The following is a 14,434-nucleotide window of genomic DNA, read 5'->3' as shown; positions in this document are numbered from 1 at the left end:
GATTAGTAAGAACCGCTTTGTTGCGCATTCAGGGAAGGTCAGCACTTGTAGGTGAAGCTCGCCTTGTCGGTACGCGCCGGGCCCGGCGAGAGCACCTTCAGCGTGGCCGTGGCCTTGACGGTGCTCTTGCCCGACAACGTCCAGCGCAGCGGCACCGAGTAGGACGTCTTGTCGGCGCTCGTGCGCAGGCTGCCCTTGACGACCTCCTTGTCCAGGTTCTTGCGCCACTCGTAGCGGATCTCGCCCACGCCGCCGTTGGTGACCACCGTCCCGGTCAGGACGATCGCGCCGCCGCAGCCCAGCGTCTTCTTCGGCGCCACCACGTCGATCGACCGCACCGCCAGCTCGGGGGCGTCCGTCAGCCTGAACCAGGCCACGATCGCGCCCGCCATGACGACCGCGAAGAGCGCCGTGGACAGGATCGTGCGCCGCCGCCGTCGCCGCGACACCTTGGCCACCCGGCCTTGGGACCGCTTCTCCGGCTGGTGGACGGTCGCGGCGCCGTCGCGTCCCTCGCGCCAGATGCGTTCGGCCGTCGTCTCGGGCTGCCGCACGGTGCCGGCGCCGGCTCCCGGACCGCCCAAACCCGGGCCGAACTGCAGGCGCGGCGGCGAGCCCGACGCCGGCACGTGCAGCAGCGTGACGATGTCGCCCTCGTCCTGGGGCGCCGGCGGCGGCTGCGCGGCGAACGACGGCGGCTGCGCGAACGCCGACCTGCCGCGCGCCGCCCGCGCCAGCGCGTCCCGGCTGATCAGGCCGCCGGGCAGCGCCGCGCGTTCCTGGCTCAGCATGGCGCGGGCCGGTTCGAGGCCGAGCGTGGTGGCCGTGCCCGCGGCCCGTTCGAACAGGCCGGCGGCCCGCGGCGCGGTCTGCGTGAAGGACGCGGCCAGCCCGCGGGCCAGCGACGCCCAGCCCGCGGCGTCCCGTTCGCGCGGCGAGACCTGGCCGCGGATCGCGTCGGACAGGCCGCGCTCCGACAGCAGCGCGGCCCCCTCGGCGGTGATCACCACCGTGCCCGGGTGCACCGAGCCGTGCGTGACCCCGGCGGCGTGCAGCGCGAGCAGCGTCTGCGCGGTCTCCGTCAGCACCGACGCCGCCCCCGCCGGATCGACGGGCGCGCCGGCGAGCAGGTCGGCCAGCGTGGGGCTGACCGCCTGCGCGGTGAGCAGCCACACCTGGTCGCCCGCCGCGACCACGTCGGCCACCGGGATCAGCCCGCCCATGCCGCCCAGCACGAGGTGCTGGTCGGTCATGACCGTGTTCACCACGCGCTCCCGGACACCGGGCAGGCCGATGACCCGCGGGTCGAACAGCAGCGCCCCGGCCCTGCGGCCGTCCGGCGAGATGGCGTCGATCCAGTTGCCGAGCTCGGTCATCCACGTGTGCTCGGTCAGCCGGAATCCGGCGATACCGTTCCTGTGGTTGTCCATCCCCCTTGCCCCCCGGCGGGTCTAGCGCTGCTTTCTGTGGCGTCCTGCCATGCGACGTTTCACCGCAAGTGTGACCGGAACCGCGCCGGACGTCATCAGGCCGAGCGCGAGGAGTCCGGCCTGCGCCTTGCCCACCTGGTCCAGGGTGGGCGTATCGGTGCCGCCGTCGCCGCCGCCGCTCGGCGTCCCGGTCGGGCTGGGCTCCTCCGTCTCCGAAGGCGGCGGGCTGCTCGGGGGCGTCCTGGTCGGCGGCGTCCTGGTGGGCGGGGCGGAGGTCTGGGTGGGCGTGGGAGCGGCCGAGGTGGGCTTGCTGCCGTCGCTGGTCGTGCTGTTCTTGCCGGTGATGTCCGGCTCGGGGGAGTCGGTCGGGGTCGGCTTCGGCGTCCTGACCGGCCGCCTGGTCGGCTTCCGCGTCGGGGTCGGCTTGGGCGTCCTGGACGGCGAGGCCGCCGCCGTCGCCGTCGCCGTCGGCAGGACGGGCGGCGGGGTCGAGAGGGTCGGGTCCGCGGAGGTCGGCGTCGGGTCCGGCTCCGGCGTGGTCTCCTCGGGGGTCGCGGTCGGCTCCTCCTCCGTGGGCTCCTCGTCGATCACCGGGTCGGTCGCGCTGGGCGTGACCTCGCTCGTCTGGGCCCGCAGCACCGGCTCGTCGGAGGAGGAGTTGACCAGGATCACGCCCACGGCCACCACCACGCCCACGGCGACCGCGCCGATCGCGATCTTGGCCGAGAGCTTGCTCAGCAGGCGGGCGGGGTCGGGGAAACGGGTCTCGGTGAGCGCGGTCTGCGTCTCGGCGGCATCGTGCAGGGGGCTCGGGAACAGCAGGATGAGCAGGCCGGCGAGCGCGGCCAGGCGGCGGCGTCCGCGCTCCTCCCAGTCGGCGCCGTACGCCTCGGCCGCGATGGCCTCCAGCTCGGTCAGGAACGCCTCGGCGGACGGCGGCCGTTCGCCCGGCTGCTTGGCCAGGCCGCGTTCGACCAGGCTCTGGAGCGCCGTGGGCACTTCCTCGACGGGCGGCGGCGCGCTTTGGTGCTGGCGGGCGAGCGCGGCGATGTTGGGCGCCCGGAAGGGCCGGGTGCCGGTCAGACACTCGAAGAACACGACGGTGGCGGCGTAGACGTCGGTCGCCGGCCCGGCGGCCCCGCCCGCCCACTGCTCGGGCGCCATGTACGGCGGCGTGCCCGCGGCGCCGGCCCCCTCGCCGGCCCGGACCGCGATGCCGAAGTCCACCAGCTTGCTGACCCCGTCGCCCTGGACCATCACGTTCTCGGGCTTGAAGTCGCGGTGGACGACGCCGATCGCGTGCGCGGCGGCCAGCCCCTGGAGCGAGCCCTTGAGCACGACCAGCGCCGCCTCGGCCCCGGTCGGCCCCTCGGAGCGCAGGATCTCGCGCAGCGAGACGCCGTTGACCAGCTCCATGACGATCGCCGCGCCCTGCCCCGACTCGACGTAGTCGATCAGGCGCGCGTGGTGCGAGCTCTGCAGGGTGCCGAGCAGCCGGGCCTCGTGCCGGAACCTGGCCACGAAGCCCATGTCGGACCTGAGCTCGTCGTTCAGATATTTGATGGCGACTTCCACGCCGTCGTGGTCGCGCGTGGCCAGGACCACCCGGCCGGCGGCACCGCTGCCCAGTTCCCGGACTTCGGTGTAGCCGGGGACCCCCCACTGCCCATCGCCGTGCATAAACGGTCTCCTCTGGAGTCATTCGGGCCCCCACCCGCATCAAACGCTGCGTAGCTTAACCAGAGGGAAGGGCTTTCCCACCACCGATATGCCGATATGGCCGAATTTGCGAGGTTAGTCCACCGTGCCGGGCTTATCGGATTGTGGGGATTCCTGCGGTTTGGGCGTTTCCTGTGGTTTTGGGGTTTCTTCTGGCTTGGGTGTCTCTCTGGGGCATTCTGGGGTTTTTCCGCTCGCCCGGTCCGGGCCGCCGGCCGGCTCCGGCGTCGTGCTCGCCGTGACGGTCCAGGTGGTGCCGCACGGGACGGTCCTGAGCGCCCGGCTCACTGTCCTCGTGTACGTCGTGTCGCCGGACAGCGTGACCCGCTCCGAGCCGGCCGGCTCGCCGCCGAGCAGGAACCCCACGTCCAGCGTCACCGGCCGGTCGTCGGCGGTGACCACCGAGACGGTCGCCACCAGGCCGCCCTCGCTCAGCCCGGCCCTGACGATCGAGACCCGTCGCACGGCGGGCGGGCAGGTGACCTCGACCCGGGCGGTCCGGACGCGGTCGCCGGCGCGGACCCGCACCGACAGGGTGGAGCCGCACGGGCGCGCGCGGAAGGAATGGGTGAAGACGCGGGAGTAGGAGGTCCGGCCGGACAGGCTCGCCGTACGGGTGCCGACGGTCTCGCCGTCCACCGCGAACGCGGCCTCGACCGGGATCTCGCCGGTGCCGTCCGCGGTCACGCCGACCCGGGCGCGCGCGGTCAGCCCCGGCGCCTCGGGCATCGCCAGCGAGACGAACAGCCCGTTCACCCGCGTCCGGCAGGCCGGCACCGGCGCCGAGGAGGACCGGGCGCCGCCCGGCGCGGCGGGGGAGGTGACGACGGTCAGCGTGACGGTCCCGCCGCACGGCCGTTCGCCGATGTCCCAGGTGAAGGCGCGGGTGTAGGACGTCGCGCCGCTCAGCCGCAGGCGCTGGACGTGGCCCTCGCCGCCCGGCGCGGTCCACGTCCCGGTGGCGTCGACCGGAGCGCCCCCGGCGGTCCGGACGGTGACGGAGGCGCGCGCGACGCCGTCGCCGTCGACCGTGACGTCACCCACGCTCACCCCGAGAACGGTCGCGACGGGCGTCGGCGTCGGGGTGGGCGTCGGGGTGGGCGTCGGTGTGGGGGACGGCGTCGGGGTCCGGGAGGGCGTCGGCGTGGCGGTCCTGGTCGGCTTCCTCGTGGGCCCGGCCGTCGGCGTGCGCGGCGCCCGGGTGGCGACGGGCGGCCTGGAGGTCGTCGGCGGCGGCAGCAGCTCGGGCGAGGACGCCGGCGACGGCGGCCCCTCGGGAGAGGTCCGCGGCGTCGCCTCGGGCGTGGCCGGCGGCGCGAGCACGGCCTCGGCCGTGCTCGGCGGCGCGGTCACCGCCTCCGTCGTGGCCGGCGGCACCGCGACGGCCGCGCCGACCGGCTGCTCGGCAGGCTGCCGCCGGGCGGCGAGCGCGACCACCACCGCCACCGTCACCACCGCCACCAGGGCGGTGCCCATGCCCACCCGCACCGCGTTGGACCGCAGGCCGCGGAAGACCGTCCTGGCCAGGGACGTGGTGACCTCGGGGGTGGGCTGCGGCGGGGCCGGCAGGAGCAGCGCGAGCAGGGCGACCAGCGCGGCCAGGCGCCGCCTGCCCCGCTCCTCCCAGTCCTCGCCGTACGCGGCCCGCGCCGTGGCCTCCAGCTCCTCGACGAAGGCCAGGGCGCTCGGCGGCCGGTCCCGCGGCTCCTTGGCCAGGCCGCGCCGGACGAGCTCCTGGACCGGCTCGGGCGCGTCGTGGAAGGGCACCGGCGCGTGCACGTGCTGGTAGCCGAGCACGCTGGGCTCGGTGGACCGGTACGGCCGGTGCCCGGTCAGGCACTCGAAGAAGACCGCGGTGGCCGCGTACACGTCGGTCGCCGGCGAGGCGGGCCGGCCGGCCCACAACTCCGGCGCCATGTACGGCGGCGTCCCCTCCGGATGCGTGGCCGTGCCCTGCGGCACCGCGACGCCGAAGTCCACCAGCTTACTCATCCCGTCGTCGCGGACGAGCACGTTCTCGGGCTTGTAGTCCTTGTGCACGACCCCGGACGCGTGGGCCCTGGCCAGGCCCAGCAGCGAGCCCTTCAGCACGACCAGCGCCGCCTCCGGCTCGGTCGTGCCGTTCTCACGCAGCAGGGCGCGCAGCGAGACGCCGTTGACCAGCTCCATCACGATGCAGGCGCCGTTCGGCTCCTGGATGTACTCCCACATCGTGGCGATGTTCGGGTCGCGCAGCGAGGTCAGCACCCGCGCCTCGGCCTGGAAGCGGGACAGGGCGGCGGGGTCGCGCAGCAGCGCCTCGGAGAGGTACTTGATCGCGACCTTCACGCCCGTCTCGTCGTGCACGCCCAGCACGACGCGCCCGCTCGCGCCCGCGCCGAGCTGTCTGATCTCCGTGTAACCGGGAGCACTCCACTCCATCGCCCTCTCCCATCAGGAGCCGGCCCACCTGATGAGACGCGTGATCAAGGAGTCGGGTTTGCCAGGTGGTTCCGGATTTATGGAACTACTCCCGACGGAGGATGTGAACCGGTATATCGATACCTTCTGGAAGTGCCGGATCCGGTTGCGGTTCGCCCCAGGACGTGACCAGCGGATGCACCCCGGCCCAGACCGGCAGCGCGTAGTCCTCCTCCTCGTCCTCCGGCGCCCCGCTGCGGATCTTGACCGACGCCTCGGCCAGCGACAGGGCCAGCACGGCGGTGGCGGCCAGCTCCTTGCGCGTGGGCGGCCGGACGTAGTCCCACTGGCCGGGGGCGAGCTGCTCGGTGAGCGCCCGCAGGGCCGCCAGCCGCTCGTCGGGGTCGTTCACCAGCCGGGCCCGGCCGTAGACGATCGCCGAACGGTAGTTGAGGGAGTGGTTGAAGACCGAGCGGGCCAGCACGATGCCGTCCAGGTGGGTCACGGTGACGCACACCTCGGTGCCGTCGCCGGCCCGCAGCGAGCGCGCGCCGGTGGAGCCGTGCAGGTAGAGGGTGTCGCCGATGCGTCCGTAACCCGTGGGCACGACCATGGGATGGCCGTCGGTCACCACGCCGAGATGGCAGACGAGCCCGCTGTCGAGCACGTCGTAGAGATCGTTCCGGTCGGTGCTGCCGCGGTGCTTCTCTCGGCCGAGAGCCGTGCGCGGGGTGGAGGAGAGCATGATTCGACGCTAATCGCGAAGTGGACCTATCCTGTAGGGCCACTAACCGACCCTTCCTAGAGACCACTTTCGTGCGCACCCACATTGACCTGCCGGTATCCCTGTCCCGCGACTCGGCCGTCCCGCTGACCACCCAGCTCGCCGGCTGGCTGCGGCACGCCATGATGGGCGGCGCGCTCGCGCCGGGCGAGCGGCTGCCGTCCACGCGGGCGCTGGCCGACCAGCTCAAGGTGAGCCGGACGGTCGTCACCGAGGCGTACCAGCAGCTCTACGCCGAGGGCTGGCTGGAGGGGCGCCACGGGTCCGGCACGTTCGTGGCGGCCATGGAGTCGCACGTCCCGCCGCGCGAGAGCCCGTACGAACCGGCGCCGCCCGCCCGCCGTCCCGAGGGCGAGTGGATCGACCTGCGCCCCGGGGACCCCTGGGTGCGCGACTACGACCGGGCCGCCTGGAAGCGGGCCTGGCGCAGCGCCGGCGAGCTGCCGCCCGGCGACTCGCCCGACCTGCACGGCCTGCCGCGCCTGCGCGAGCTGCTCGCCGACCATCTGCGCAGGGCCAGGGGCATGGCCGTCGGCCCCGAGAACGTCCTGGTCACCAGGGGCACCGGCAACGGGCTCGACCTGTGCGCGCTGGCCCTGCTGGCCGGCGGCGGACGGGCGGGCGTCGAGGACCCCGGCTACCACGTGGCCCGCACGGTGTTCGCGGCCAGGGGCGCCGAGGTCGTGCCCTGCCCGGTGGACGAGGACGGCGTGATCGTCGACGACCTGCCCCGCGACCTGCGCGTCCTCTACACCACCCCGGCCCACCAGTACCCGCTGGGCGGCCGGCTGCCGATCCCGCGCCGGGAACGCCTGCTGTCCTGGGCCAGGAGCACCGGCGCCACGATCGTCGAGGACGACTACGACGCCGAGTTCCGCTACGACGTCGCCCCCCTGCCCGCCCTCTACGGTCTCGACCCCACCCGCGTCGTGCTGCTCGGCTCGCTGTCCAAGACGCTGGCCCCCGACGTCGGCGTCGGCTGGCTGGTCGGCACGCCCGACCTGGTGAGCCGGATCGCCGCCCTCCGCGCCGCGGTCTCCGACCGCACCAGCGGACCGGTCCAGCAGGCCGTCGCCACCCTCCTGGAACGCGGCGACCTCGACCGCCACCTGCGCAGGATGCGCCTGGAGTACGCCCGCCGCCGGGCCGCCGTCGTGGAGATCCTCGGCCCGGTCTGCCGCCTGCGCGGCGACACCGCCGGGCTGCACGTGCTGGCCGAGCTGCCGGCGGGCGACGTCCAGGCGGTCGTGGAGCGGGCCAGGGAACGCGGCGTGCTGCTCGACCCCGCCGACCGCCACCACCACGACCGCGCCCGCCTGCACGGCCTGGTCCTCGGCTACGGCTCGGCCTCGCTCAGGGACGTCCGGCGCGGCTGCGCGGTGCTGGCCGGGCTGATCCGGGATGCTCAGACCGGATTGAGTATCTGAGCGCTGGTGCCCGCCGGGCCGCCGCCTGCAGGGTGGCGGGCATGAAACCCTGGCTCCTGCCGGCCTCGCTGATCGCCGCGGCGGTCACCGCCTGGCTCGTCCTGTACGCGGGCGTGCCCCTGTCCACCCTCCTGTCGCTGGGCCTGGGCGCGATCTGCCTGGTCTGGCTGGTCGTCCTGCTGACCTTCCCGTGGAACCTGTCCTTCGCCGCCCGGCAGGTGGTGCGCGACATCGAGGTCTCCCGCGAGACCGGCATCGACGTCCCGGCCCGCGGCGAGGAGGAGGCCAGGACGATCGCCCGCCGCATGCTCGTCCTCGCGGTCGCCGGGCACGTGGTCTCGGCCGTCGTGGTCGCGGTGGTCACGTTCTTCTCCGGGCGGCAGATCGGCTACTACTTCGCCGGGTTCTACCTGCTGGCCACCGCGTTCCGCCCGGCCGGGGCCTACGTCGGGCACCTGCGCGAGCGGGTCAGGACGCTGGGACGCGAGGTCCGCTACCCGCGCCTCGACGTGATCGCGCTGCGCGACCAGGTCGAGGCGCTGTCCGCCGCCGCCGAACGGCTCACCCGGCAGGCCGAGGAGATCGGCGGCGAGCTCGCGGCCACCAGGGCCGGCCTGGAACGGGCCGACCACGACCTGGACCGCCGGATCACACTGATGGCCCGCCGCTTCGAGGAGACCGTGGACGGCCTCAACGACAACCAGGAGATCATCACCGGGCTGCGCGCGTTCCTCAGACTGCTTCGCGCGGACCCCACATAGGCGGCTCCAGACCCCGCAGGACGGGCAGCGAGCGGGCCGCGTACAGCGGGTCGACGGGCAGCACGTGCCGGGCCCACCAGCGCGCGGGGCCCGGGTCCGGCGAGGCGTCGGTGAAGCCGAGGGCGTACTCGTCGTACGGCGGGTCGTACAGGTAGCCGGTGGCCACCCCGCGGCGCTCCAGCGCGGCGACGGCCGCGTCCCTGTCGCGCACCAGCAGCGGGACGCGGAACAGCGGCTGGTCCAGGTTGTCCAGCACGGCGGGCGCCACCGTGGGCAGCTCGGCCAGCCGGGCGATCCCGGCCAGCCGCCGCGCCCGCTCGCCGGGCACCTTGGCCAGGCGCCTGGACTGGTACCAGCGGACCAGCCGCCCCCGCCGGGCGCGGTAGGCCGCCAGGTCGGCGCGTACCCACGGGTCGAACGGCGGCAGCGCGGGCACCTGCTTGAGCGCCAGCTCCAGCGCGTCGGGCTCCAGGGCGATGCGGTATCCCTCGCGCTCCTCCTGCATGCCGAGGGCGCGCATGAGCGCGAGCGCCGGGCGGACGAGGTCGAGCCTGAGCGCCGCCTGCCGGGCCATGGAGGTGGCCACGCTGAACAGGTCGGCGCGCAGCGCGCCGGGGACGAGCAGCTCGTCGCGGGCGCGTTCGAGCGCTTCGAGGTCGGCGCGGTCGGTCACCGCGAGCACGCCGCCCGAGCCCGCGCCCGGATGTTTGGACAGGCTGAAGACCCCCGCCTGGCCGAACGTGCCCAGCGGGCGCCCGCCGGGAGCGGTCTCCAGAGCGTGCGCCACGTCCTCGATCAGGATCTTCCCCGCGAAGGCGGACACCTGGTCGGGCAGGCCGTACAGGTTCGTCGTCAGGACGGCGTCCACCGTGGACAGGTCGACGCGGGAGACGTCGATGTTGCCGTCACGCGGGGACAGCGGTGCGATCACCGGGCGCAGACCGGCCGCCAGCACGAGGAAGAGGATCTCGTCGGCCGAGACCGGAGACATGAGCAGCCGCTGACCCGGCAGGCACCAGTGGCGCAGCGCGAGGTAGAGGCCGAGGCGGTTGGATGGGAGCCACAGGCAGTGCCGCCCGGTGCGCTCCGCGATGAGTCTCACCCTTGTAGGACGGTACGCAATCGCCCAAAAGTTTTCAACGCTTTGTCCGCGGTCTTGAGCAGCAGCGGATTGGCCATCACCGTGGCGCGCGTCTTGCGCACCGGCACCCGCATCATCCAGTGGACCCCGGCCGCCACGCCGGCCCTGGCCACGCGGCCCTCGGCCACCTCCAGCTCGCCGTTCTTGAGCTTCTCCTTGTACTCCTTCTCACCCCGGCCCATGTCGATCACCTGGACGCCCGACGCGGCGGCCGCCTCGGCCATCGCCAGGTGGTGGATGAGCCCGGGGGAGTACTTGGCGTAGGCGGTGTCGTAGGCCGGGAACCAGCCGGCCAGCGTCGTGCGGGTGCGCACCCCGAAGTGCCCGGCCACCGGCACGTCGTCGACGTAGACCATGTCGAGGACGCCGGCGAAGCTGTCGGACCGGGTGGCCAGCAGCCGCTCGACCAGCTCGACGATCCACCGCTGGGAGAACCGGTCGGTGCGCCCGGTGCGCCGGTACTGGTCGGTCTTCCAGCCGAGCAGCGTGTGCAGCGGCCCGGTCTCGGCGATCGCGTAGTCGTGGCGCAGCGGCCCCGACTCGCGCTGCAGCTTGCGCGACTTGGCCAGGGTCGACTTGTACGTCTTGCCGGACCGGGCGCGCAACGTCTCGGTGTAGGGGCCCCAGCCGTCGCGCAGGTCGATGATCGGCGAGGGGTGTGTGGTGTGCCGCCCGTCGAGCAGCGGCTGGCCGGAGACCAGGTGGTCGAACTCGTAGACCGAAAGCCCGCAGTCCTTGATCAACCGGCGCGGGTCGAGGTCGAGGCCCTTGGCGTGGACCAGACCCTGGGCGTCGGTCAGCCCCGCGGCGACCGGCTTGCCGATGCCCAGCGGATGGCGTTCGAAGGGGAAGAAGCCGACGATGTCCGGCCCGTCGTACAGGACGGCCACCCGGACCAGGTCGCGGAGTTCGCCCACCGTGATCGTGAACTCCGGGGACAGGAAGGGGTTGTCGAAGGCGGCGTCGGACTCCTGCAGGGCGCGCCATCGGCTGAGCTCGGGCTGTCCCAGATCGCGAGGGTGGGCAACGGTGACGCGCATGGGCTCCTACTGTCGGCTTACCACAACCTGACCAGCATGCGGTCAGAGGTGTAGGGCCAGGTTAAAGGATGGGCGTCCATGCCTGGGATGTGCCGGGCCTACTGTTATGCAACTCTCAGCTGGCTTTCAGGACCGAGTGGCGTTCTAATGTGTGTCCATGACGGTACCAGGGATCGACTGGCCGCGGCTGGTCTCGTGGCTGGGCAGGAACGTGCCGGACGCCGGGGAGCCGCTGTCCGTCTCGCTGATCTCCGGAGGCAGGTCGAACCTGACCTACCTGGTGGAGGCGCGCGAGCGCCGGCTGGTGCTGCGCCGGCCGCCGCTGGGTCACGTGCTGCCCACCGCCCACGACATGCGGCGGGAGTGGCGGGTCATCTCCGCGCTGGCGCCGACGCCCGTCCCGGTGCCCGAGCCCGTCGCCTTCTGCGCCGACGAGGAGGTGGTCGGGGCGCCGTTCTATGTCATGGGGTACGTGCCCGGCGCCGCCGTCCAGACCAAGGACGAGCTGGGGCGGCCGACGCCCGCCCAGACGCGGCGGCTGTCGGAACGGCTGGCCGAGGTGCTGGCCGCCATCCACGCCGTGGACTACCGCGAGGCGGGGCTCGGCGACTTCGGCCGTCCCGAGGGGTACCTGGCCCGGCAGCTCGACCGGTGGTGCCAGCAGTGGGAACGGTCGAAGACCGCCGACCTGCCCGACTACGACAGCCTCGTACGGCGGCTGCGCGAACGGCTGCCCGCCGCGTCCGACAGCACCCTGGTGCACGGCGACTACCGGCTGGACAACACGCTGGTGCGCCTGGCGCCGCCGCCGGCCGAGATCGAGATCATGGCCGTGGTCGACTGGGAGATGTCCACGCTCGGCGACCCGCTGGCCGACCTGGGGCTCACGCTGACGTACTGGCACGACCGCGGGGACGACGAACGGGCCCGCATCCCCGTGTCGGGCGACGTGACGGTGGCGCCGGGGTTCATGAACGCCGCCGAGTTCGCCGCCCACTACGGCAAGGTCTCCGGCCGCGACATCTCGGACCTCGGGTTCTACGTGGCCTTCGGCAACTTCAAGCTGGCGGTGATCGTGGAGGGTATCCACGCCCGCTTCAAGCAGGGTAAGACCGTGGGGGAGGGGTTCGACCGCATCGGCGCGGCCGTGCCGACGCTGATCTCCCGCGCCCATCGCATGCTCGACCAGCCCTGACCCCGCAAGGAGCCCCATGAGCACAGTTGCACTCATCACCGGAGCGGCCAGCGGCATCGGGGCCGCGGTGGCCCGGCGGCTGTCGTCGGGCGGCGCGAAGTGCGTCCTCGTCGACCGCGACGGCGAGGGCGTCGAGCGGGTGGCCAAGGAGGTCGAGGGCGCGTGGCTGGCCGCCGACGTCAGCACCGAGGAAGCCTCCCTGGAGGCAGTCGCGCTCGCCGAGCAGCGGTACGGCCGCCTCGACCTGGTGCACCTCAACGCCGGCATCTCCGGGGGCGTCGACCTGGCGAACTTCGACCTGGAGCGCTACCGCGCGATCGTCGGCGTGAACGTGGACGGCGTCGTCTTCGGCGTGCGCGCCAGCGTGCCGCTGCTGGCCAGGTCGGGCGGCGGCGCGATCGTGGCCACGTCCTCGCTGGCCGGGCTGGTGGCCTTCGCCGGCGACCCGATCTACACCATGACCAAGCACGCCGTCGTCGGCCTGGTCCGGGCGCTGGCCGAGCCGCTGTCCCAGCAGAACATCCGGATCAACGCGGTCTGCCCCGGATTCACCGACACCCCGCTGGTGGCCGCCGCGCGGGAGATGTTCGTCGACGCCGGATTCCCGCTGCTCACGGCCGAGGACGTCGCCGCCGCCGTCGAGTCCGCCTTCTACGCCGAGACGCCGGGCACCCTGCTCGTCGTGCAGCCGGGCAGGCAGCCGGTGCCGTACCGTTACTCGGGGGTTCCCGGGCCCGCGGGCGGTCAGCGCCCACCCGCTTCCGATTGACAGCAAGTCTGCTGCAAGCGGAACGATTACCGTCATAAGGGCCGGGCACTGCCTGGCCTTTGTACGTTGCGTGATGGTAAGGAGCGTTCCGTGATTCCCACCGAGGGCAGACACGCGCGCAAACGGTCGCCATGGCCGATCGCCCTGGGGGCCGGCGTCCTCGCGGTCGTGCTCGTCGTCGGCATCATGGTCTACGCGGGCATGCGGTCGAGCCCCCGCGAGGGCTTCAGGGGCGGCGAGGTGGCCGAGGTCGGGCCCACCCAGGCGCCGCCGCGGCTCGAACAGCCGCCCGTGCTCCACGACTGGCCCCGGTGGGGCATCACGCACACGCAGTACAGCACCGAGACCGAGCCGCGCCCGGTCGTCGAACAGGCCAGGGGCATGCTCGGACGGGTGCCGATGCTGCAGAACCAGCACATCATGGGCTGGGGCGTGGGCAACCCCGAGCCGAGCCCCGGCCAGTTCAGCTTCCGCGACCTCGACCGGCGGCTGACGTTCATGGCATCGTCGCGGGCGGTGCCGGTGATCACCCTGTGCTGCGCGCCCGACTGGATGAAGGGCGGGCAGCCCGGACGCACCGACTGGAGCAAGAACCACACCGTCGCCCCCAAGCCGGAGCACTTCGACGACTACGCCAAGCTGGCCGCGCGGGTGGCCCGGCAGTACCCGACCGTCAAGTACTACATGGTGTGGAACGAGTTCAAGGGCTTCTGGGACCCCTCCACCAACCGCTGGGACGCCGAGGGGTACACCCAGCTCTACAACAAGGTCTACACGGCGTTGAAGAAGGTCGACCCGCAGATCAAGGTGGGCGGGCCGTACATGCCGATCGAGAGCGGTTCGGGCGGCGGGCCGTCCGAGCTGAAGGGGCCGTGGGGGACCGTCGACCAGCGGGCGCTCGACGCCATCGAGTACTGGATCGAGCACAAGAAGGGCGCCGACTTCATCGTCGTGGACGGCGCCTCGATGACGACCGACAAGGGGAACGTTCCCGACGACTTCGGCGCGCTCGGCAAGTTCGGCGCGATCACGAAGTGGCTGCGGGAGAAGAGCGGCGACCTGCCTGTCTGGTGGGCCGAGTGGTACGTCGAGCCGGAGAACTCCGGGTGGAGCGAGGAGCGGCGCACGGCCGTGCAGGCGGCGGCGATGATGGAGTTCGCCAGGAGCGGCGTCACCACCGCCCTGTACTGGAACCCGCAGGTGAAGGGGACGGGTCAGTGCGACGGCTGCCTCTGGGCGCCCGGGCGGGGGGACGAGATGCCGATGGCTGGGTTGCTGAGCGGGTTCACCCGGTGGTTCCCGGCGGGGGCGCGGCTCGACAGCGCGGTGACGTCGTCCGACCCGAAGGTGAAGGTGCTGGCGCAGGAGCAGCAGGTCGTCATGGTGAACACGTCCGACCGGGAGGTGACGGCCACGGTGGACGGCAAGGCGGTGACGCTGGGGGCGTACGAGATCAAGTGGGCGGGAAGAGGCGGCGCCTGACGGCACCCGACGCCTTCGGCGCCCATGGTCCACCCAGCCCGTTGCCTGGTTACCGGGTGGGCCTGCTGGAGCCCGCCCTCGCCTCCCGCGTTCGCCGCCGGCCTCCTGCGCCGACACCACGACACCGTCACCCCGCGTCGAACACCCACGAAAGCCCCTCAGCCGAGGCATCGCCCTCACCCGCCGGCCTGCCCCCAGCCTGCCTCGCCCCGCACCCCGCGACTCCTGACACCCGAGCCCGCACCCAGGCCCTCCCCACCTGCCCCCGGCTTCACAACCCCCGAGC

General features: G+C 73.1%; 11 protein-coding genes. 5 read left to right on the top strand and 6 right to left on the bottom strand.

What is annotated here, in order from left to right:
• Positions 1-38: 38 nt before the first annotated feature.
• The 4 genes from AB0J46_RS11935 to AB0J46_RS11920 form a co-directional block, all read right to left on the bottom strand.
• On the bottom strand, positions 39-1,430 hold the full coding sequence (locus AB0J46_RS11935) for a hypothetical protein (protein WP_364329905.1): 1,392 nt from the start codon (positions 1,428-1,430) through the stop codon (positions 39-41).
• Between the two features lie 21 nt (positions 1,431-1,451).
• Complete coding sequence (locus tag AB0J46_RS11930; protein ID WP_364329902.1) at positions 1,452-3,110, bottom strand: protein kinase; 1,659 nt, start codon at positions 3,108-3,110, stop codon at positions 1,452-1,454.
• A gap of 114 nt (positions 3,111-3,224) precedes the next feature.
• The gene (locus AB0J46_RS11925; RefSeq protein WP_364329899.1) at positions 3,225-5,570 is read right to left on the bottom strand and encodes a protein kinase; all 2,346 of its coding nucleotides are present in this window, start codon (positions 5,568-5,570) and stop codon (positions 3,225-3,227) included.
• 85 nt (positions 5,571-5,655) lie between these two features.
• Positions 5,656-6,294 carry a pyridoxamine 5'-phosphate oxidase family protein gene (locus AB0J46_RS11920; RefSeq protein WP_364329896.1) on the bottom strand — a complete coding sequence of 213 codons (639 nt, stop codon included), beginning with the start codon at positions 6,292-6,294 and terminating at the stop codon, positions 5,656-5,658.
• A 71-nt stretch (positions 6,295-6,365) separates the two neighbouring features.
• On the opposite strand from AB0J46_RS11920, the gene AB0J46_RS11915 reads away from it, so the two are divergent.
• Together AB0J46_RS11915 and AB0J46_RS11910 are read left to right on the top strand one after the other, a co-directional pair.
• On the top strand, positions 6,366-7,760 hold the full coding sequence (locus AB0J46_RS11915; protein WP_364329894.1) for a PLP-dependent aminotransferase family protein: 1,395 nt from the start codon (positions 6,366-6,368) through the stop codon (positions 7,758-7,760).
• A 41-nt stretch (positions 7,761-7,801) separates the two neighbouring features.
• Complete coding sequence (locus AB0J46_RS11910) at positions 7,802-8,521, top strand: hypothetical protein (protein ID WP_364329891.1); 720 nt, start codon at positions 7,802-7,804, stop codon at positions 8,519-8,521.
• Here AB0J46_RS11910 and AB0J46_RS11905 read toward each other — a convergent pair.
• Positions 8,493-9,623 carry a DegT/DnrJ/EryC1/StrS family aminotransferase gene (locus AB0J46_RS11905; protein ID WP_364329888.1) on the bottom strand — a complete coding sequence of 377 codons (1,131 nt, stop codon included), beginning with the start codon at positions 9,621-9,623 and terminating at the stop codon, positions 8,493-8,495. The genes AB0J46_RS11910 and AB0J46_RS11905 overlap by 29 nt on opposite strands.
• Entirely contained in the window at positions 9,620-10,702 is a 1,083-nt protein-coding gene (locus AB0J46_RS11900) for a GNAT family N-acetyltransferase (RefSeq protein WP_364329885.1), read from the bottom strand. Before AB0J46_RS11900 ends, AB0J46_RS11905 begins: the two co-directional genes overlap by 4 nt.
• Positions 10,703-10,859: 157 nt before the next feature.
• Here AB0J46_RS11900 and AB0J46_RS11895 point away from each other — a divergent pair, with 157 nt between their 5' ends.
• From AB0J46_RS11895 to AB0J46_RS11885, 3 genes are all read left to right on the top strand, one after another.
• On the top strand, positions 10,860-11,897 hold the full coding sequence (locus tag AB0J46_RS11895; RefSeq protein WP_364329882.1) for a phosphotransferase family protein: 1,038 nt from the start codon (positions 10,860-10,862) through the stop codon (positions 11,895-11,897).
• A gap of 16 nt (positions 11,898-11,913) precedes the next feature.
• Positions 11,914-12,666, top strand: coding sequence for an SDR family oxidoreductase (locus AB0J46_RS11890; RefSeq protein WP_364329879.1), 753 nt, complete (start codon positions 11,914-11,916; stop codon positions 12,664-12,666).
• A 90-nt stretch (positions 12,667-12,756) separates the two neighbouring features.
• Positions 12,757-14,148 carry a xylan 1,4-beta-xylosidase gene (locus tag AB0J46_RS11885; RefSeq protein WP_364329876.1) on the top strand — a complete coding sequence of 464 codons (1,392 nt, stop codon included), beginning with the start codon at positions 12,757-12,759 and terminating at the stop codon, positions 14,146-14,148.
• Positions 14,149-14,434 lie beyond the last annotated feature (286 nt).

This window comes from Nonomuraea sp. NPDC049758 (assembly GCF_040674635.1).
Lineage (GTDB): Bacteria > Actinomycetota > Actinomycetes > Streptosporangiales > Streptosporangiaceae > Nonomuraea.
The sequence above is the reverse complement of the archived record's forward strand: the minus strand, read 5'-3'. Positions and strand labels throughout refer to the sequence as shown.